The 18,293-nt window shown below is 57.1% G+C and carries 18 protein-coding genes; 12 read left to right on the top strand and 6 right to left on the bottom strand.

Features of this window, described 5'->3' with window-relative positions:
• Positions 1-8: 8 nt before the first annotated feature.
• From ACR0D8_RS11440 to ACR0D8_RS11450, 3 genes are read right to left on the bottom strand one after another with little or no spacing between them, the layout of a single operon-like run.
• The gene (locus ACR0D8_RS11440; RefSeq protein WP_480646527.1) at positions 9-2,933 is read right to left on the bottom strand and encodes a UvrD-helicase domain-containing protein; all 2,925 of its coding nucleotides are present in this window, start codon (positions 2,931-2,933) and stop codon (positions 9-11) included.
• Between the two features lie 28 nt (positions 2,934-2,961).
• Entirely contained in the window at positions 2,962-3,915 is a 954-nt protein-coding gene (locus ACR0D8_RS11445; RefSeq protein WP_480646528.1) for a hypothetical protein, read from the bottom strand.
• A gap of 11 nt (positions 3,916-3,926) precedes the next feature.
• A complete protein-coding gene (locus ACR0D8_RS11450; protein WP_480646530.1) occupies positions 3,927-4,337 on the bottom strand; it encodes a hypothetical protein in 411 nt (136 codons plus the stop codon).
• A 414-nt stretch (positions 4,338-4,751) separates the two neighbouring features.
• On the opposite strand from ACR0D8_RS11450, the gene ACR0D8_RS11455 reads away from it, so the two are divergent.
• Positions 4,752-5,666: an ArdC family protein gene (locus ACR0D8_RS11455; protein ID WP_480646532.1), complete on the top strand. Its 915-nt coding sequence runs from the start codon at positions 4,752-4,754 to the stop codon at positions 5,664-5,666.
• A 30-nt stretch (positions 5,667-5,696) separates the two neighbouring features.
• Entirely contained in the window at positions 5,697-5,927 is a 231-nt protein-coding gene (locus ACR0D8_RS11460) for a hypothetical protein (RefSeq protein WP_480646534.1), read from the top strand.
• A 67-nt stretch (positions 5,928-5,994) separates the two neighbouring features.
• On the opposite strand, the gene ACR0D8_RS11465 is transcribed toward ACR0D8_RS11460, so the two are convergent.
• Complete coding sequence (locus tag ACR0D8_RS11465) at positions 5,995-6,327, bottom strand: hypothetical protein (protein WP_480646536.1); 333 nt, start codon at positions 6,325-6,327, stop codon at positions 5,995-5,997.
• Positions 6,324-7,124 (bottom strand): hypothetical protein, encoded by an 801-nt coding sequence (locus ACR0D8_RS11470; RefSeq protein WP_480646538.1) that lies wholly within the window; start codon positions 7,122-7,124, stop codon positions 6,324-6,326. The genes ACR0D8_RS11465 and ACR0D8_RS11470 overlap by 4 nt, the downstream gene beginning before the upstream one ends.
• Here ACR0D8_RS11470 and ACR0D8_RS11475 point away from each other — a divergent pair.
• On the top strand, positions 7,123-8,112 hold the full coding sequence (locus ACR0D8_RS11475; RefSeq protein WP_480646540.1) for a hypothetical protein: 990 nt from the start codon (positions 7,123-7,125) through the stop codon (positions 8,110-8,112). The two genes, ACR0D8_RS11470 and ACR0D8_RS11475, sit on opposite strands and share 2 nt — an antisense overlap.
• Before the next feature lie 12 nt (positions 8,113-8,124).
• Positions 8,125-8,649, top strand: a complete 525-nt coding sequence (locus ACR0D8_RS11480) for an ankyrin repeat domain-containing protein (protein ID WP_480646541.1) — start codon at positions 8,125-8,127, stop codon at positions 8,647-8,649.
• A 34-nt stretch (positions 8,650-8,683) separates the two neighbouring features.
• Here ACR0D8_RS11480 and ACR0D8_RS11485 read toward each other — a convergent pair whose 3' ends face one another.
• Positions 8,684-10,225 carry a type IV secretory system conjugative DNA transfer family protein gene (locus ACR0D8_RS11485; protein WP_480646543.1) on the bottom strand — a complete coding sequence of 514 codons (1,542 nt, stop codon included), beginning with the start codon at positions 10,223-10,225 and terminating at the stop codon, positions 8,684-8,686.
• A gap of 527 nt (positions 10,226-10,752) precedes the next feature.
• On the opposite strand from ACR0D8_RS11485, the gene ACR0D8_RS11490 reads away from it, so the two are divergent.
• The 8 genes from ACR0D8_RS11490 to ACR0D8_RS11525 all read left to right on the top strand — a co-directional run bounded on the left by ACR0D8_RS11490 (position 10,753) and on the right by ACR0D8_RS11525 (position 18,243).
• The gene (locus tag ACR0D8_RS11490; RefSeq protein WP_480646545.1) at positions 10,753-10,983 is read left to right on the top strand and encodes a hypothetical protein; all 231 of its coding nucleotides are present in this window, start codon (positions 10,753-10,755) and stop codon (positions 10,981-10,983) included.
• 133 nt (positions 10,984-11,116) lie between these two features.
• Complete coding sequence (locus ACR0D8_RS11495) at positions 11,117-11,569, top strand: hypothetical protein (protein ID WP_480646547.1); 453 nt, start codon at positions 11,117-11,119, stop codon at positions 11,567-11,569.
• Positions 11,570-12,228: 659 nt separating this feature from the next.
• A complete protein-coding gene (locus tag ACR0D8_RS11500) occupies positions 12,229-12,582 on the top strand; it encodes a hypothetical protein (protein WP_480646549.1) in 354 nt (117 codons plus the stop codon).
• The gene (locus ACR0D8_RS11505; RefSeq protein WP_480646551.1) at positions 12,579-14,090 is read left to right on the top strand and encodes a relaxase/mobilization nuclease domain-containing protein; all 1,512 of its coding nucleotides are present in this window, start codon (positions 12,579-12,581) and stop codon (positions 14,088-14,090) included. The genes ACR0D8_RS11500 and ACR0D8_RS11505 overlap by 4 nt, the downstream gene beginning before the upstream one ends.
• Before the next feature lie 386 nt (positions 14,091-14,476).
• Positions 14,477-14,899 carry a hypothetical protein gene (locus ACR0D8_RS11510; RefSeq protein ID WP_480646552.1) on the top strand — a complete coding sequence of 141 codons (423 nt, stop codon included), beginning with the start codon at positions 14,477-14,479 and terminating at the stop codon, positions 14,897-14,899.
• 886 nt (positions 14,900-15,785) lie between these two features.
• A complete protein-coding gene (locus tag ACR0D8_RS11515) occupies positions 15,786-16,592 on the top strand; it encodes a phytanoyl-CoA dioxygenase family protein (RefSeq protein ID WP_480646554.1) in 807 nt (268 codons plus the stop codon).
• Positions 16,589-17,695: a radical SAM protein gene (locus ACR0D8_RS11520; protein WP_480646556.1), complete on the top strand. Its 1,107-nt coding sequence runs from the start codon at positions 16,589-16,591 to the stop codon at positions 17,693-17,695. Before ACR0D8_RS11515 ends, ACR0D8_RS11520 begins: the two co-directional genes overlap by 4 nt.
• A gap of 29 nt (positions 17,696-17,724) precedes the next feature.
• Positions 17,725-18,243 carry a GNAT family N-acetyltransferase gene (locus ACR0D8_RS11525; protein WP_480646557.1) on the top strand — a complete coding sequence of 173 codons (519 nt, stop codon included), beginning with the start codon at positions 17,725-17,727 and terminating at the stop codon, positions 18,241-18,243.
• Positions 18,244-18,293 lie beyond the last annotated feature (50 nt).

Consider the following 18,293-nt stretch of genomic DNA (forward strand, 5'->3'; position numbering starts at 1 on the left):
CCAGTTTCCTAGGCCCTTCTGGGCTTGGCGAGGCGCTGCGTTCCCTTGCAGTCAGGATATTTGATGCATCCGAGGAATTTGCCGTGGCGTCCCCGGCGCTCGATTAGCCAGCCATCATCGCAGTCGGGGCATGTCGGGAAGCTGGCACCGCAGCTACAAGTCATCGAGTCTGGTTTCTTTGGGTCGTTCACCGGCAGGTCTTTTCCGCAGGCACTACAGGGGCGAAGCATCTCGCCGCAGAGGTAGCGGTGCTCGCAGGAGAAGTATCGCCGCCCCTTCTTTGATCGCTGTGCAAGCATGCGTCCGCCGCAGTTACCGCAGCGATGTTCGGCGATGCCCGGCTCGCCGAGTTCGATGGTTTCGTATGTTCGATCATCCAGCAGTTCACGCACGAAGCTTGAGGGCTTCTGGCGATCCGTAAGTACGGTGACGGATTTTTTTGCGCGCGTCAGGGCCACGTAGAAAAGGCGGCGCTCTTCCGCGTGCGAGAAATTCTCTGGCTCGGGTAAGACCAGATCGAGCAGCGGATCATCCACAATGCCGGACGGAAAACCCATCCGGTCGGCTGCGGCACGCAGGATCACGACATGGTCTGCTTCCAGTCCTTTGGAGGCATGCACTGTCATAAAGCGTATGGATAGATGACCGAAGTCTGCTGCGATCTTGTTCAGAGTCTTCGGCTTCAAATGATGGTAGCGCCCTAGCAGGAGTACGGTCGCTTTGCCTGGGTTTCCGCTTGAGTTTTGAGTCAGGGCTTCGCGCAGCGCGCCTTCATCGTGGCCCCGCTCGTAATACGCGACCTTGATCGAAGGCGTGTCGGTTGTCGCCGCGGTGATGACCGTCTTATCGATCTGCGAGGGGTTTTGAAGGACGAATCGGCGGGCCGGTAGCGCGATCTTGTCAACGCTCCGGAAGGTTCGCCCGAGATCGACCGTGCGGTGGACATCGTCTTTGCCAGCGAATTTTCCGCCGAACTCTTCGCCGAAATGTCGCATCAGGTGGATGTCTGATCCGGTGAATCGGTAGATCGATTGCCAGTCATCGCCGACCGCAAATATGCGCGCGTCAGCATGCTGTGCCTTGAGTGCGCGCAGCAGGCGGGCGCGGCCTTCCGAGATGTCCTGGAACTCATCGACGAGCAGGTGACGGTAGGGGCTTTCGTAGCGTCCGGCTTCAACATGCTCAGCCGCACGGACAATCATGTCTTCAAAATCGATCCGGTCATCGAGCCGTTTCTGGTAGGCCTCGAACACGGGCTCGAAGATTTTCAGGAAAGCTTGGCTGCGTGGTTTGTCATCAGACCGATCACCCTTGCTCTGACATTTCTGGATCGAGGTCCCCGAGCTTTTGAAGTGCCGTAAGAATGTGCCGAGCGTTTGTGTGAACGCATCAACCTGGCCCATCTCGGACAGCGTGTCGAAAACCTGATCTGATGGGACCGGTTTAAGCTCGACATGCGGTGCGAGCTTTTCTCTCAGGCCGTCGAGTAGTTTGCCTTCGACGCGTTCGTAGCTGAAGGTCTCGATGAGAATTGTCTCGTGTTCACGGTGGACCTTACGCTTCCACTCCATGTCTTCGAGGTAGCGCTTGCGATCCACATATGGCGCTGTCGTGAGGCGGGTCGATCCGTCCGGGCCGCGTGATTTGCGGACACCGAAATGCTCAATATAGATGCCGCTTTCGGTCAGCCGGAAATCAGGCGTATAGGCGCGGCGGTCGTTCGCGGGAAGATCATGCTCGTATGTCGGCTCGTACTCGTAGTCGATACCGTTGAGGTGCAGCCAGTTTGCGATCTCCCATTCTTCGAAGCTCTTGACGAGATCACCCTTCAAGGTGCGCAGCTCATGCTCTTCGACATACTGGTAGTATTCGTCCCTGGTCTTGAAATCCCACTCGCTTTTGTACGGCCAGTAGAATTCAGAGAACCAGCTTAGGATCAGTTTGCCGAGCCCTGGTTGTTTGCCGACATCATTGATCAGTATGTCGCGCAGCAGGACGCGGAACTGCTTGTCATCGCTGGCATGGGCGGCAAGTGCGGGCGCGCCGCCTTCGACCTGCTTGATGATATCGTATCCGAGCGCGTGAAAGGTCAGTGCATCGACGGCAGCGCCGGATCGTTCTTCGATCCGTTCCGCCATCTCGGTTGCGGCATCCTTTCCAAAGGCCATCAGCAGGATTTCATCGGGTTTGCGGATGCCGCGCTCGATCAGGTAAGCAGCCTTTGCGACGATCACGCTGGTCTTGCCGGAGCCCGCACCCGCGAGGACGAGGGTCGCGTCTTCATCCGATACGACGGCCAGGCGCTGTTCGGACGTCAGCGGGTTTGACTCAATGGTATCGAAGAACGCCTTCATGTCGTTCAGTTCGGTTTCCACAAATTTTTTAATTGCTGCATCGCGCGTTTCGGCGGGCGCGGCTTCGAAATTCATAACTGTTTCGAACAGCTCTTTTCTTTCCGCAGAGAGCAGTCCGTCCGGAATCGATGTGGGCAGCTTCCCTGACACCGTCGCGGCGCGATCAAGGAAGGGCTGGAGCAAGCAAGCTGCCGGATAGCGGCGCGGGCTCTTCAGGCGCTGCACAACATCCTTGAGGGCTTGCAGTTCGTTCTGCACCACATCGAACTGCTCTTCGATGTGGTGGCCTAGCGCGGCTTTGGCGTCGGCGGTGAAGCTGGCGGCATCCACGGCTTTGATCCCGACAATCTTGATCTCGGTTTCGTCCTTGAGCGGCAAAGCGACTCCGGAAAAGCCCAGAGACTTTGTAATCTGTGCCGGTGCCGCCATTTCGCCGAAGGCTATGTGCTTTTGCGGCATGCCATAAACCGTGACACCGGAGTCCGTTTGCTCGACGCCCCAATAGGTCTTGCCGAGCAGGCGCAATATCGCGCCGCTCAGCCGACTTCTTTGAATTCTTTTTGCTCGCGTCGAGCTCATATTAAACTTGTTCCAAAAATTGTCTCAACTAGCCCTTGGTTCGTCCGGCGACTATTGCCTGCAGCTTTCTGAAAGCCCACCAAGATAGCATTTTGCTGCTTGCTTTGCGAAATCTGTGGCCAGCGCTTTCACGACGAGCCGGTTCATCTTGCTGTGTTTCCCCTGCAAGTCCTTCTCCGGTTTCGGAGGCAGGGGTATGGCGCACCGCGTAGGTAAGCGTATTTACGCCCCCGCACTCTGGGCATGTCCATTGCGCCCCCGCCTGAACCTCGTGTCTCCATAGGTGGATTTTGTGTCCGCAGTCCGGGTTGCTGCAGGCAATGTCACGGACATGCGGCTCCCAATGCACCTGTCCGTCCGCTTGGTCGGTGACCGTGTAGCTGGCCCTGCACTCAAAACATTCCGCCTCGAAGCTGTCCACGCCGTGCGGCATGCGTTTGCGGAGCTTGGCGCTGCATTCCATGCATTCGATGGTCGCGAAGTTGCCAAGAGTTACGTTGAAAACGGGTGATGCAAGAACGGCTTCGATGAATTCAGCGATCTTCTCGCAGCGTGCCCGAAACTTTTTGAAGTCAACGGGCTTGCCGGACTTCGATTGTTTGATGCTGGGCATGTGGAGATAGCTGCCAAGGGCATCATAGTGCTTCTTCAGGGTCTGCATGTTCAGCACCTTATCGGTGCCGAGCGACTGCATCGTCTTTGCAGGTTTGCCGACCTCTTCTTCGATACCGACAGCGATAGTGCTGTCCTTGTCCGCCGTGGCGTCGATCTCCAGCAGGACAGCGAGAACCTTGCGGGGCTGCCAGGTTTCATACTCTTCGGGAGGAAACTCGTCCTTGTAGGCAAGCGCGCGGTCATAGGTCAGCGCTTCCATCGCCATGCGCAGTTCTAGCGCTGCGAATTTGAGTCGCTCGTCATCTCCTGTTTCCAGTTCTGACTTGGCGCGTTTAAGCGACCCGCGGGCTTGATGCCTGTAATTCATCTGGGGTGCGCCTATGACCGCAGTGCGGCGATGGATTTGATCGTGCCGTCACTGTCCTTGAACTTCCAGTTGCCATTCCAGACATTCTCGTTGCCTGCGGCAATCGAGGCGTTGAGCTGGTTCAGCGAGTCGAAGGTCTTGCCGGTATCCGTGCGCCGCCAGACGCCGTTATCGGCGACGGCGCTGTATTCCTTGCGCTTGTAGGTGCGGAAGATCGTGAAGCCGCGCGGGAAGGTGACGCCGTTGCGCGTGTCCGTAAAGCCGGTCTCGGTTCTGGCGGCATTGCCGTTTGCCGGAGCCTGTGTGGCGGGCGCGCAGCCGAGCAGGCGGCGCAAGATGGCATCTTCGGATTCCTCGCCGTCCTGGCGCTGTGCCCAGATGGCGGCGAAGACATCGGTGGATACAGGGATCGTGCGGTTCATGGCAGGTGTCCTTTTCTCGTGATTTCCGTTGAATAGCAAATAGTGCTATTTACTGTCAAGAGCATGTTTGGCGCGTCCGACAGAGCGAAGGGTCGTCGGAGCGGGCTTTCGTGAACCAAGCCCCTTGCGTGTCTTGGCCATCCGGCATCAATCCCTCGCGCAAGTCCTGACATGACAGCCTGCGGCTGACTTTGGTTTCGTATCGATGGGGGACTGCGTCCCCTGGACCGTCAAGACGTGTCCGAGCACGGCGGGGCGTTTCCCCGCCCTTCCTCTCTGCGTTCGTGCAGGACGGGTGATCCCCCTCATCCCCGCCGCGGTCTTGACGGTGCCACCCCCGGCTCATTGGCGCGGGCCTAGTCCGTTTGCAGCAGCGAGAGGCGCTGCGCGCAAACGCGAGAGAGGAGAAGACCCATGAAATGCGATGTTTACGATAAAGTGACGAATGCCATTGTGGCCGAGCTGGAGAAGGGCGTGCGCCCTTGGATGAAACCTTGGGATGCCGCGCACGCGGCAGGGCCGGTGAGCAAACCGCTCCGGCATAACGGTCAGCCCTATAACGGTATCAACATTTTAATGCTGTGGGCGGCCTGCATGGAAAAGGGCTATAGCGCCCCGATCTGGATGACATTCCGGCAGGCAAGAGAGCTCCGCGCTCATGTCCGCAAGGGCGAAAAAGGCACGCTTGTGGTCTATGCGAATACCATCACCCGCCTAGAGGAAAACACCCAGACCGGCGAGGGAGAAGAACGCGCGATCCCGTTCATGAAGGGATACACGGTTTTCAATGTTGAGCAGATCGACGGACTCCCGCCGCACTACACAGCCACGAAGTCCCGGCGTCTCAATCCCGATGAGCGGATCGCCCACGCCGAAGAGTTTTTCGCAAGCACTGCGGCGGACATTCGCAGCGGCGGAGATCGGGCATACTACGCGCCATCACCGGACTACGTGCAGATGCCGGACTTTGAGTCCTTCAGAGATGCAGGGGCGTATTATGCTACGCTCGCGCACGAGCTGACCCACTGGACGAAGCATGACAAACGTCTTGCCCGCGACTTTGGTGGGAAAAAATGGGGCGATGAAGCCTACGCGATGGAAGAACTGGTCGCCGAACTCGGCGCGGCGTTTCTCTGTGCCGATCTGGAACTGACCCCGCAGATCAGGGACGATCACGCCCCCTATATTGAGGGATGGCTCAAAGCAATGAAGAGCGATAAGCGTGCAATCTTCACTGCGGCGGCGCACGCCCAAAGGGCGGCTGATTTCATCCACGGGCTGCAGTGTGCCGCATCATTCGCAGATGAAGTGAAGGCGGCATGCGGCTAGGATTGCTTTCAAGAACAGGAGACCCGTGTCATGCAGGATGAAGACCGCCCCCATAATGTGAGCTCACTCGATGCGGTGCGCTTACTCTGCGATACAATTCAGAACATCCATCATCTGGATAAGACAGGCGAAGGAATCGCTCCATCCTGCAAAGATGAAGGGGAAGCCATCTTGCAGGACGCACTCTTCTATCTCGCCCACGGCGACACGCATAACGCCGGGGCGTTCATGCAGAAGTACGAAATCTGGAAACGCGGTTAGCTTGAGCAGCAGTAGCTGAGAACATCGCGCGCCCGGCGGGAGCCGGGCGCGCTGTCTCTCTTTTCGGTCAAAGGAGCAAGTTGACGATAAGGGCTATCCATACGCCAATTGTCATGGTCCAAATTGTGCCGGTCACAATGACCTGCAAGATCACTACCAAACGTCGGTTCCACTTTGCCGGAGCTGCGCGCTTGCGTTTTGCGGGAGTGTAGGCGGCGGCTTTCCTGACCGGCGCGGCAGGGACACAGGCCAGCTGATGGGCGGCGCGCTGCTTGGTTTCAGACTGCGGAGTGGGCGCGATCTTGGTGCGTGCTACGAGCTCATCGGCTTGCCGCTTTTCTTCCTGGAGGAAGCTCTCCATCCAGTCGCCGGGCATCTTGTTGGAATCAATATAGATCATTCTTCCTCTCCTTGCTCTTCGATCAATTCGGTGATGATGCGGTGCTCGATCTGCGGCAGAGCGCCCGCTTCTGGTCCGGGCAGGGCGCGGCGATCCCCGGACACGGGCCCTGGTAAGGGCAGCGTGCCCGACTCTCCGGTGTGATCGTCTTCCGGGCATAAGGTCTTGCCGCGCCCGAAGCCGCGCGCGCCCTCGGCGATGGCCCGGCGCGATCTGATCTCACCGAGGATGTCCTGGGCGACATCTTCGCCGTAGACATCCATAATTCTCACTCGGCTTTGCAGTAGATCGAAGCTCAGTTCGTAGCTGTCGATGTAAACGTAGCTGGGCTTATGGACCTGGCCGTGCAGTTGAGCCTGCCTCTGTTTGTATTCGATCTGCCGAGCTTCGTGCTTGGCGCGGCGATGCGTGGGCATCGAGAACCCGCCAACTTGATTGCGGGGGTAGTGCTTCCAGCCGCTCATTGTCTTGAATGCGAAGTACTCAGGCGCGATTTCTATCTCGCGGCGGGCGCGCAGCAAGTGCCGGGCAGCCTTGCGCTGCAAGGGGCCTGTGAACAGCGCTGCCAGCGCGGCAACGTAAGGCTCAAAACTCGCGCCGCTCAGGGCCGCATCCATGCCCAGAGCGCTGAGCGCGCCGGTGCCGAGCGTACTGCAGGCCGCAAGCCCATCCGCGATTTTGACGCGCACGGGCGTTAAAGCGCGGGCCTGCAAATGGAAGACGGGGCGGTCCTTCTCATCACATTGGATGAGCGTTTTGACGTTGCCGCCTTGCGAGTATTGTAAAGGTGCGCTCATGAATCGGACTCCTTTCGGAACCAAACTGGGCATGCCTAGTGATATTCGTCCTCGCGCAAACCTCGCGCCGTCGGACTGGAATCCTCGCGCCGATGAGCCCAAACTGATTGAGACCGGCAAGCATATTCAAAGGAGTGGGGTCGTGGCCTTCTCAGAATTTCAGATCAACGCTCTGCGCGATGCGCTTGCCGCGCACCGTGAAACCACGCCCGGTGAAGACCAACCTTATCTGGAATGGGTGCGGCTTGCCGCCCGAATTGAAGTGGCGACCGGTATTGACATCCCCAGTGAAACGCTTCGGCAATTCGTGGAAGGGGTTACTAAGAAATCGGGGAAGAAGCGCACACTTGGCAAGGATAGGCTCAAGGCAGTTGCTGACTTCCTGGCGTTGCCGGAGATCGATGCGATGCGACCTGAGGAACTCGCCGACGGTGCTGGACCATCGGCGCAAGCCATCACACGGTTACTGACTTTGCTGGATGCTCCCGGTGAGGATCGCGTACCGCCGCCCGCGGGATTGCCAGGGCGCTACGAGTGCATATTGCCGGATCAGCGCCAGGATGAGCGCAGTTGGTACTTGCGCCTTGAGATCGACAAGCCCGTCAGCAGCGGCGCGTTGCCGGTCAGCCTCAATAGCGCCGTTTTGGCCTACGATTCCGAGATGATGAAAAACAGTCGTCCGATCCGCCGCCGTGCTCTCGAGAAGCCGCAAACGCGGAGACGTTATATCGGCTGGGGACTCGTGTCTCCTGAGGACACGCTCCTCATGTTTTTGAAGCGGGACCGCAACGGCAGCAATCAGTACTATTTGCTCCTGGGCCTGGATGACAGTTTTCGAGCGGCGGACCAAGTCGCACGTCTTGCGTTGCTGGAACACGATTATCCGGAAGGACCGGTGTCGACGGATACGTCCGATGATGATTTGCTCTCCGAGGTACGCGGTGCGCAGGAGACAAAGCTACGCGTGTTTCACCGCGTGGCCGGATAGGAGAGCCATAGTATGGATGATCGCATTCTTCGCCGGTTCGCCAGCGCACCCCGCCAATCTCTGGGCGATAAGCTTGACTCTCTGAAACGATGGCTAACCAACACACCTGTCGCGGCAGAAGACGTCTCGGCGCGCACGCTGATCTACAGGCAACTGCGCGCAGCGCAGCAGGCGGAAGGCGCCGCGCGTGAGCGGCTACTTGCCGCTTTGGCCGCGGAATTCCTGAGCGCTGCGGACGATGGCGATGCGTCCACCCTTCAGGCCTATGTTGAGGCGTTCTTTCCTTTGGATGTCGCGGAACCGGGCAGCGGTCAAACCGCTCTTCACATCGCTGCCGCAGGAGGCGCGCGTGCATGCATCGAAGTCCTGACCGCATCGGGGCGGGCGGATTACCTGGTGCGGGACGCGCGCGGACGATTACCCTCAGAGCTTGCGGGCGTTATCGCCGATGATCCCGCACTTGCTCGTGAAATGCGCGAGAAAGAACGCGCGCAGGCCCAGGCCCAGGGTCAGAGCTGGACGCGGCGCCCACGTTAGTGTCCTGATGCGCAATGTCCCGCAAAGAGTGCGGCTAAGACGCGGCGAAGCGACCCCCAAAGACTGGATAAAGCGGGCTGCGCCGATCAAAATACTCCACCCGCTGTAAGATCATGGGATAGTAGCCTGAGAGCATCACAACCTGACGCTTGAACCGATCATCGCGGGCAAAGTGCCGCGCTATTTCTTCCGGGCGCATCAGATCGAACAGCTCAATCGATTCCGTCGTGCCGGTTAGTCCAGCGGCGCGCTGCTCGGCGCTGACCTCGCTCGCGCGCTCGACCGGGATGAAGGTCTTGCCGAGCAGCTTTGAGACATACTCCGTGGTGGCAACATCTGTGTTGCCGAAAAACTGTTTGATCCCAGCATTCCCGGAGAAGGTTTCCCAGCGCTCTTTGTAAAGCGCTTTGCCCTGGTTCCAGTCCTGCAACACGACCCAAAGCTTCACGCCGAACGAGGCAATCTGCCCGGCGGCATCTTCGATCTGACGCATATGGCCAAGCACCGGAAACTCATCGAGGCAGACCAGCAGCGGTGCCGTGGGCTTTGTCTTTTCGCGCTCCATCGCCGTAAGAAGCTGGTTGATGAAGATGCGCAGCCACCGGCTGCAAAGGCCAAGCATCGAAGCGGGAAGACACAGATAGACGCTGATCCCGTTCTCTTCGGTCTTGAACGCCGAGAGATCGAAATCATGTCCGGTCAAAACCGCCTTCATGGCCTTGTAGTCCAGGAACTTGGTGTGACGGCGCACCGTCGAGAGCACACTGTCGCGCTCCCTATCCGCTTTTTCGAAGAAATCTCGGGAGGCCCCATCAATCGCCATCCCCAAATCTTCGGTGACCGGATCGGCCTTCAGGGCTTCAGCGTGTTCCAGCATTTCTTCTTCGAGCGCGAACAGCTCATCTTCACTGTCCGGGATGACCTTGAGTGCCTGATTGATCAGCCTGCGGACCGTGATCAAATGGCGCTGGCCCTCATAGGTGGGGGCGCTCGCAACGTGCAGAATGATCCCTTCGATGAAATTACGGGCGCTTTCATCCCAATGAGGGTCTTTTCCTGCTGCAACCACCAACGCATCGGCGATCAGGGCGGCATCTTCGATGATGCTCGAACTATTCACATTCAGGATCGCCATCGGATTGAACGCGCCGCGCATATCCGCGAGTGCATCCGAGGCTTGTCCGAAGGGATCAAGCACGAACACGCGCTGTCCCAGGGCCTTTCGGCGCCGCGCCGTAATGCTGGCCAGTTCGCCCTTGGGGTCTGTGGCGAGCACACTGCCGCGATAGAAGAGCAGGTTGCTGATCAGCGTGACCGACTTGCCGGAACGCGATCCGGCGACCGTTAGGATGTGCCGGTCATCTTCGATCCCAATCAGCCGGGGACCGAGCGCGCCAATCAGGATTTTCCTGCCTGGCTGAGCGGGATCATAGTCAAGCAAGGGGCTAGAGAGGATGGTACTCACATCCTGCCAGCGGGCTTGTGGCACGCGCTGGTCTTCTAAGTGACGCGACGGCACGCCGCGGGGAATGTCCGCGGTGTAAGCGTTGATCCAGTCCTTGGCACTAGGCGTCATCTCTTCATCCAAGCCTTTGTACGCGGCTCTGGCAGGCCTTGTGCCGCAGGGCGAAGCGCGAAGCTTGCCTGCGGCACCTGTTGTGGCTCTTAGCCAGCGGCCTTAGGGGCCGGTTTCATCGTGGTTACCAGTGTGGGCGTTTTCGGCCCTGGTGAGACAGATGTAGCTGCCTCTATCGTCCGGGGTCCTCGCGCAATCCTCGCGGCGGGTGGCCATCTTGCCAGGACCATACACAGATTAGCAGCGCACAAACGCGGCGCGTTTTAGAACTACATTTCTGGCGGTTCGGCATTAGCAGTGATCATCTTTGCCTTTCCGTCCTCAAGGCGGGCTTGTCTTTATTCCAGTTCATACCCGAATGCCCGTTTATCAAACGAGGCGGCTTTTCCCTTCGGCTTGTCAATGGCCTGCCCGCTCCATTCGCCCCTTCGGGGCTCCCGTGTGGGCCATGACACGAAGCCGCTCGTTTGCTCTCCGGCGGGCAAGGCTGGAATAGGCCAGCCCTTAAACCGAAAAGGAAAATGAAGATGACAACGCAAACACAAAACGCGCAGCAGGCAAACGAAACCACCAAAGGCAGCCGTCCGACCCATGTCGCCAAAGTCCGCCACGGCCACGGCAAGAAGGCCACCTACGAGCAGATCGGGGTCGCCTGGAAGACAGAGACCGGCGCGCTCTACATCAAGCTCTCGGGCACGCAGATCGTCAGCCAGTTCGCCCTCTATGAACTACCGGCAGAGGCCGCGGCGGAGGCATAACCCTCCGCCGCAAGGCACCGCCAAAGCGCAAGACCCGCAGGCCGTCAGGTCCGCGGGTTTTCTTGTGGATCATGAATCAGGGCGGTCATGACAGTGACAACCAGTTCTCCTACAATTGCCTTAGGGGAGAACGATGCCACTTGATCCGAACCTAGAAGCCGCCCGGCTCTTCGAGACTTTTGCTCGCTTTGAGTATGCACTCAAGGCCGCGGACTTCCATCATGGGGACGGCGCAGCGAAGCCCAATTGGACGGCATTTGCAGCATCAATTTGCGATGATTTTGACGCCGTTGATGATGAGGCCTTTGCCGAAGCGCTCGCATATTTTCGTGAGCATCCGCCCAAGAAACAAGTGATCGTGGATGGCGCCCTAGATTGGGAGGAGAGTCCTGCCCAAGGAGCGAGCGAAGCCGACCGCATACTGATCTATGTTCGCCGCGTTCGGAACAATCTCTTCCACGGTGGAAAGTTCAATGGAAGGTGGTTCGAGCCCCAGCGAAGCGCCGAATTGTTGCGCCACAGCATGACAATATTGGAGGTCTGTCGTAGTCTGTCACCGGCTGTGAGTGAGGCTTTCGAGCACTAGCCAGCTTTGCTGCACGGCACAATTTGTTAACGAAATATTACCACCCGCCGTGCGAAAATGGACGGGTAGAGGGAAATTGCGAATAGGGATGAGTACAAGGTATGCGTGGTAGTACCAATTGGTCCTCCTTCACGCCTACCTTGCGGGGGGATTTCCCATCCCCCGCGGCCCCCCAGGGCAGCCCTAAGCAAAATCTGCGCCTTGCGGCACGGATTTTCCAAAGGGCTGTGTCAGCCGTCCTCCCCATCGAGGGTGAGCACGGCTGAGGGCAATGCTTCCGACGCCGCATGGCTCTGTCGAACAGGCATTGCCTTTCACCGGTTGGCACCGGCGACCAGGGAGACTGCGCTCTCCCATGGAACCCATCGCTCTAGGGGATTTTGCTCCCCTAGATACCCTCAACCAACCGTGCGCCGGTTGGATGCCGTAAGGGACTTGTGCAGCCCTTAACCCGCACCAAAGGGAGACTTCGCCTCTCCCCTTGGAGCCCCATGGACCAAAGAGCCTTCGTGCCCTTTGGAAACCTGACCAGCCTGCGGAGGCTGGAACCCGGCGGGGCGCTATGAGCCCCTGCACCCCATGTGCCCGCGATGGCCGCTGCTGTGTGTGACGAGGACCGTGCGAGGACGGAGCCTGAACACGCGCCGTAGATAGGAGCCATGACCGAGCGGAAAAACGGACATAGGCGCGAAGCGCCGATCTCCTACCGCCCCGCCAAAGATGTGCGGGAGCAGGTGCTCGCGCGTATGGAACGCTCCGGTCTCCCCAAATCCGTCTTTATCACGCGGGCCATCCTCGGGCAGGATGCGCCACGAACACCACGCCATCCGGTAGCCGGCGCCAAGGAACTGGTCCGGCTGCAGGCGCGCGTGGCCAGTCTCACAGACGCCCTCAACGCGCACGAGACACGCCCTGCCGATGATCCTGAAATCCGCGCGCTGATCGAGGCCTCTCACGCCGAGATCGCTGAAATCCGCTCGGCCCTTCTGAAAGCGCTCGGGAGGCAGACATGATCCCGTTTGCCTCGCAACGCGGTCTTGGTCAGGACCTTGCCACCCACCTCCAGAATGAATTCGACAACGAGCGCATGGAGGTGGCGCACATCCGCGGTGCCATCGCCCAGGATTTGCACGGCGCTTTCGCCGAATGGGAACTTCAGGCCCACACGCTGACCAAATGCCAAAACTATCTGTACAGCCTGTCGATCAATCCCGATCCGGAACAGGGCGAGCTAACCCGCGATCAGTATGCCGACTACATCGCCCGTGCTGAAAAGCAGCTCGGGCTCGAAGGCCAGCCCCGCGCCATCGTTTTTCACGAAAAAGAGGGGCGGGAGCACTGCCATGTCGTCTGGTCGCGGATCGACCTTGAGCGCGAAAAGGCGATCCCGATAAGTTTTGACTTCGACAAGCTGATGATTGTCACCCGGGAGTTTGCCCGCGATCACGGACTGCAGCTTCCCAAAGGCTACGACAACGATCAGCACGGCAAACAACTCTCGCTCTACGATCAGCACCAGCAGCGCGTCACCGGCATCACGCAGGAACAGCGCAAGGAACAGATCACCGATCTGTGGCGCGCTTCCGATAACGCCAAAGCCTTCGTGCAGGCGCTGGCGCGCCACGGCTATATCCTTGCCACCGGCAAGCGGCCTCATGTGCTTGTCGATATCTACGGACACACCAATGCGCTCCCGAAGATGATCGATGACAAGACAGTGCGAACCAAGGATGTCCGTGCTTTCCTGGAACGCGACTTTCCGCCCGAAAGCCTGCCATCCGTGGATGAGGCCAAGCAGCTAGCATCCACGCATCTGAAAGTGCTTGAAGGGCACAAGGCGCATGAACAGCGCGAAGATGCCATCGCGCACCTCAAGAAGACCCAAGCACAGCGGCGCCAGAAGCTGGATGAGCAACGGCACGTGCTGGATTACCGGCAGAAGCGGGACAAAGCTCGTCTGAGAAATTCGCAGCGCACCGCCCGTGATGCACAGCGCGCCGCGTACTTTGCCAGGAAGGGGAAAATCAAGGTGGAGCGCAGCCAGTCTTTCTCCTCGGTGCTCACTACCTTCCTGGGGCGCATCAATTTGGTCGATAGGGCGCGGCTCGCTGTGCAGCGCTATCAAGACCGGCGACGGCTCAAAACACACCTGAAAGCACGGGAGGCACTCAAGCAAGAGCAAAGCCTTGAAATGCAAAAACTAGACCGTCGTCACGATCTGCAGTCACAGGAACAACAACGAAAAGAGCGGTCACTTAGCAAGATCGATCTGCGCGAACTGAAATCCCTCGAAGAAAAGCTTCTCGCCGAGCAGCGCGTCGGCGATAGGGGCGGCTCGGACCGGATGCCTGCCATCGTGCTTCACGAGAAGACCGCAGCCCGGATTGCTATAGGGCAGAAGATCAAAGGTGATAGAGAACGCGAAATGACAGAAGCCTTCGAATACACGCAGAAATCGAAACTCCGCTCTCGCAGCAATCGCCGCCGAAACAGAGATCGAAACAGAGATCGCGAGCGATGAACGCGCGTGTTTATTTCGGATGTTATGAATTACGCACTGCATCGCAACTGAGATTGTTTTCTCGGGCCTAGTCGATACAAGAAGCTAATGCATACCTCAAATTACACCACTCGCTTTCTGGATCACCGCCTGTACAGACAGTGTCCGCGTAATCGGTTTCGCTGCAGCTAAATCTTCGTGCGACGACCTCGCGACCGAAATGGTACTATTAGCGCGTGCCCGATGGGTCGAAAGGTGCGTTGGAGCGCCAAGTCAAAACAGCGCGGGCTTGCCGTCGGCCAACGGAAGTGGTGCCAGATTGTTCGAAGGCTTGATCGCTGCCGCAAATGACCGCATGGTCATTGGACAGAGACCAAACGAGAAATTGAGACATAAGGAGATTAAGCATGTCGTGGGAGAGACAGGGGCACTTAGTTATTAAGAAGTCTATCGAGGTTCAGCTACAGTGGACCAATCTGGTTGCCGCCAAAAAAGAGCCTGTGTTTATTCCTGCAACAGCCTGGAGCCTTTTGGCCGACTACCGCTTTGCAAGAGGTTGGGGCGAACGTACGGGCTCTACTGGTTCCATTTTGATTTCTCCCTCAATTCAGCTTGCTCCCGACCCGAAAGAACCGGATGAGGTCTGGGAAGCAGAATACCCTTGGAAATCAGACGGCGTTTATGGGTCGCCAAATGGCTGGCGCGAACTGGACGACCCTAGCTTCAAAACGGTCTATGTTCGCGCTGGCTGGTTAGTTCGACTGCCAGAGGAAGGGGCACATCAGCATGTGGCAGCTACTGGAGTGATCGAACTGTCCGTTGGCGAATGAGTTTGGCGGCTAAGGGCACAAAACACCCAAGGTATCCCCAAAGTGTTGGAGTGGGTGGAGAGTTACGTGAAAAGGGGTTTGCTACATCCAAAACCCCTTGGGACGAAGTAAGCCCATCCGACGTATTTGCCTGTTTCGATGCACTGCAGAGTGATGCATTCGGCGACAGGGGTTTAGCACCATATCGACAGGTCGATGAGATGCTGAAAAAGAGAGGCGGCGACACTCCATTTTTGTCGACCTCTCCTGTGGAGCGGTTGTACTACTCAGTACGCGGACTAGTAGGGTATGGACACACATACTTTCCAGGAACTTTGCAAGCCGTCCGTGAATATGTTGCTGTACCTTTACCACTTGAGGAATTGTGGAACGCGCTCGAATCGGCAATCGGAAGCGTGGAGCCTGTGCTGCGGGCGGAGCTTTCCAGCCTGTCAGGCATAAGTTGCATGCCTTCAGGTGTGCGCGTTTGGAAATACATAAAAAACGATCTGCCCTGGGCTACCCCACCCCACTATGATCTAACAGCGATCTCAGTAGTATTGGCGACGGTCAATCCAGAAGAGGAGTTGTTGACGGTTGGCTTGGAAGCCAACGGGGCTCCGATAAAATTGGTCCGGCAACGCGTAGACGATTTGAAAAAATTTGTACCGGCGCCAGGGCAATTTGGATTAGTTCTTCCGGGCATATACTCAAACCGTTGGGGCCTTGAACCAACTTGGCACTATGTCCGGGCACTGGATGATCCTCGGGCACACAGGTATTCAATGGTTTGGTGTCTAAACCATCCACCACACCAACCTGTAAAGTCAACGCGACATGTCCAAGACGAGGTTGCGCCCAACGAGGTCGTTTGGTCTTGAGGGCTTTTCATGTACCTTCGGTTGCTATGAACGAGCTAAAACAGCATTTCGAGTTCTTCGGTTTCGTTCACATGCAGCAGTTGATTTTGAAGAAGCACTTTGATGCGCTTGCTGAGGATTATCGCCGTACCATCAGTTCGCAGGACTTGCGACTACCGTTCAATGAACTTGGCCAGGCACCGGCATTTGTGGCCTCTTGTATGAGTGAAGTGTCGCCGACAGTGATCGATTTTGCGACGAGTGAGGATGCCTTGTACCTTGCTGAAGCAATGCTTGGACGACCAGCTGTATGTGTGAATGCCTTCGCCTATCAAAGGTCAGAGGATACAAGATGGCACTCGGACAATACAAGCGCGAGCTACCACGGAATGAAGTTTTATCTGAACCTAGATTCTGTGGATGCGGATAGCGGTGCATTGCGAGTTATCGTGGGATCACATAATGATCCGTTGTTCAGTAAGCTTTTGCCAGATCGCTACCAAACAGCGGAAGAACGTTTTGGTATGAAAGCCGAACAATTACCTGCGGAAGTCTTGGTTTCGCGGCCAGGCGACTTGAACCTATTTGACCTTCGTGTCTGGCACGCAGTGTGTGGGACCCAATCCAATCGCCGTGTAATCGAACTCACCTATTACCAAATTCCCGAAACTGCCGTGGAGCGGGCCGGATTTGTCACTCAGATGTTGGCACATCAACGTCAAGCTAGATTGAGCGGGACTATCTATTACCCAATTAGTTGGCTGTGTGCGGGTGGCCCTCAACACCGCCGCGGCCTTGAGGTGCTCGCCCAATTGGATTTGTTGGAGACCTGCGCCGGAATGAAAGAACTATGAAATATCAGTTGGAGGAAATCGATCTAAATATAACCGACAGATGTAACTTGTCATGCGCCTACTGTTCTGTCCCCGTCACCTCCGTATCTGATACCAGCCCAGAGCTGACCCTGGACCAGGTCTCTGGCCTGTTTGATGAATTTGAGGAAATCGGTGTAAAACTTGTGCGTATTGTAGGGGGCGAACCCTTTGTCCGACGAGACATCGGTGAAATCCTGCAGTTGGCCGGGCATCGATCTTTCACTACGATTGTATTGACTAATGGCATGCCAGTTAGCCGCCGTCACATCGAGTTAGCACTCAAACTCCCATCTATCGACTCCTTCGCGTTCAGCGTAGACGGTGTAAACGCTGAGCGGCACTGGAGCTCGCGTGGCTGTGTTGGAAACTTCGAGAGAATTATTCGCTCTCTTGAGATTTGCAACGAACTTGGGCTGAAGCACTCAATGATGACCGTCGTAACTGGCGAAGTTGTCGGCAAATTGACTGACCTCGTGAGTTTTGCAGCCTCACACAATATGTTTGAGTTGCGATTTATCTTGCCAGCGTACACTGGCGCGGCGCGAAATTGTCCCGGCGCATTTCCGGCTTGGGGTGAATGGCAAAAGGCAATTGTCGATCTAACCCTGTTCCTTGCAGACGTTGTAGATGGTCCGAATGTGCACTTGCTTTTTCCCCACGAAGACCCTGTTCCAATAGAGCTCTATCAGCCGTTGATTGAGGCAGGTCTAGGCGACGAAATCGAGCGAATTTGGGGAATCCCCTGGGGTCTACATGGCGGCCCACTTGGCTCTGGGCTGTCGCAATGCCAAGCTGGAAAGAACAATCTCACGATCCTGCCCAATGGCGATGCTTATGGTTGCGATCTTATGCGGAATTTGCACGATATGAAGTGTGGGAATGTAGTAAGCGAAGGAGTTAGGCACGTTTTTGAGGAATCCGACGTTCTGAAAGAACTACGGAATTCTCCAATGGTGCATGGTTGTGCGAATTTCGCAGACGTATCGCAAACCTTCTCCTGTGGTCAATGTCGCGCGTGTAACAGGGAACTTCAGGAAACGGGGTTGCTAGCTAACGGCAGGCTGTATCCTGAATTGCGTTGACGTTGCAGGGTTTCGAAACGAAGCGGCTTGTGGTACGCCCGCTACGACCGGATGACCGAGCAGAGTGCATTATTACGCGGCGAAATTCGGTGCTCCCACATCTTCAAAGTGACGGGGAGCTGCTCACACTAAGTCAACTAAAAGCAGACGCCTTTGCTAGGATGATTGTTAACCGTGAGAAATGGGCGGCTTCAGACCAGCGATATATGATCTCTGCTTTCTTACGCGACGATGGTCGCTTTGTTGGCGATACAATGCTATTTGACGTATTTCGTGACCCACATCCGCGCGCAGAGATAGGTACGGTGGTCGCGAGCCAATTTCAGAGTCAGGGTTTTGGGTTTGAGCTAATTGCAGGAACTCTTTTATGGGGTTGGAACGAGTTGGGATTAGAGGAGATCAAGGGGTTTATTGAAGACGAAAACCCTAGATCCACCACCGCTTGCCTGAAAGCCGGGTTCTCTCTTTTGACGAGCGTCCCAATTCGCCGCCGATTTCAGGGCGAAGAGCGTTGGGGCTGGCCCATCTCAATCCGGAAAGCGCAATGACTCGCGCGTCATTCATAATTGCACCACAGGTAGGTGTAAGCGACAGCATA

It is taken from the genome of Ruegeria sp. BG10, from assembly GCF_056538575.1.

Coding starts and splice junctions, on each gene's coding strand:
- ACR0D8_RS11440 (WP_480646527.1), bottom strand. CDS start 2,933: ATGAGCTCGACGCGAGCAAAAAGAATTCAAAGAAGTCGGCTGAGCGGC.
- ACR0D8_RS11445 (WP_480646528.1), bottom strand. CDS start 3,915: ATGAATTACAGGCATCAAGCCCGCGGGTCGCTTAAACGCGCCAAGTCA.
- ACR0D8_RS11450 (WP_480646530.1), bottom strand. CDS start 4,337: ATGAACCGCACGATCCCTGTATCCACCGATGTCTTCGCCGCCATCTGG.
- ACR0D8_RS11455 (WP_480646532.1), top strand. CDS start 4,752: ATGAAATGCGATGTTTACGATAAAGTGACGAATGCCATTGTGGCCGAG.
- ACR0D8_RS11460 (WP_480646534.1), top strand. CDS start 5,697: ATGCAGGATGAAGACCGCCCCCATAATGTGAGCTCACTCGATGCGGTG.
- ACR0D8_RS11465 (WP_480646536.1), bottom strand. CDS start 6,327: ATGATCTATATTGATTCCAACAAGATGCCCGGCGACTGGATGGAGAGC.
- ACR0D8_RS11475 (WP_480646540.1), top strand. CDS start 7,123: ATGAATCGGACTCCTTTCGGAACCAAACTGGGCATGCCTAGTGATATT.
- ACR0D8_RS11470 (WP_480646538.1), bottom strand. CDS start 7,124: ATGAGCGCACCTTTACAATACTCGCAAGGCGGCAACGTCAAAACGCTC.
- ACR0D8_RS11480 (WP_480646541.1), top strand. CDS start 8,125: ATGGATGATCGCATTCTTCGCCGGTTCGCCAGCGCACCCCGCCAATCT.
- ACR0D8_RS11485 (WP_480646543.1), bottom strand. CDS start 10,225: ATGACGCCTAGTGCCAAGGACTGGATCAACGCTTACACCGCGGACATT.
- ACR0D8_RS11490 (WP_480646545.1), top strand. CDS start 10,753: ATGACAACGCAAACACAAAACGCGCAGCAGGCAAACGAAACCACCAAA.
- ACR0D8_RS11495 (WP_480646547.1), top strand. CDS start 11,117: ATGCCACTTGATCCGAACCTAGAAGCCGCCCGGCTCTTCGAGACTTTT.
- ACR0D8_RS11500 (WP_480646549.1), top strand. CDS start 12,229: ATGACCGAGCGGAAAAACGGACATAGGCGCGAAGCGCCGATCTCCTAC.
- ACR0D8_RS11505 (WP_480646551.1), top strand. CDS start 12,579: ATGATCCCGTTTGCCTCGCAACGCGGTCTTGGTCAGGACCTTGCCACC.
- ACR0D8_RS11510 (WP_480646552.1), top strand. CDS start 14,477: ATGTCGTGGGAGAGACAGGGGCACTTAGTTATTAAGAAGTCTATCGAG.
- ACR0D8_RS11515 (WP_480646554.1), top strand. CDS start 15,786: ATGAACGAGCTAAAACAGCATTTCGAGTTCTTCGGTTTCGTTCACATG.
- ACR0D8_RS11520 (WP_480646556.1), top strand. CDS start 16,589: ATGAAATATCAGTTGGAGGAAATCGATCTAAATATAACCGACAGATGT.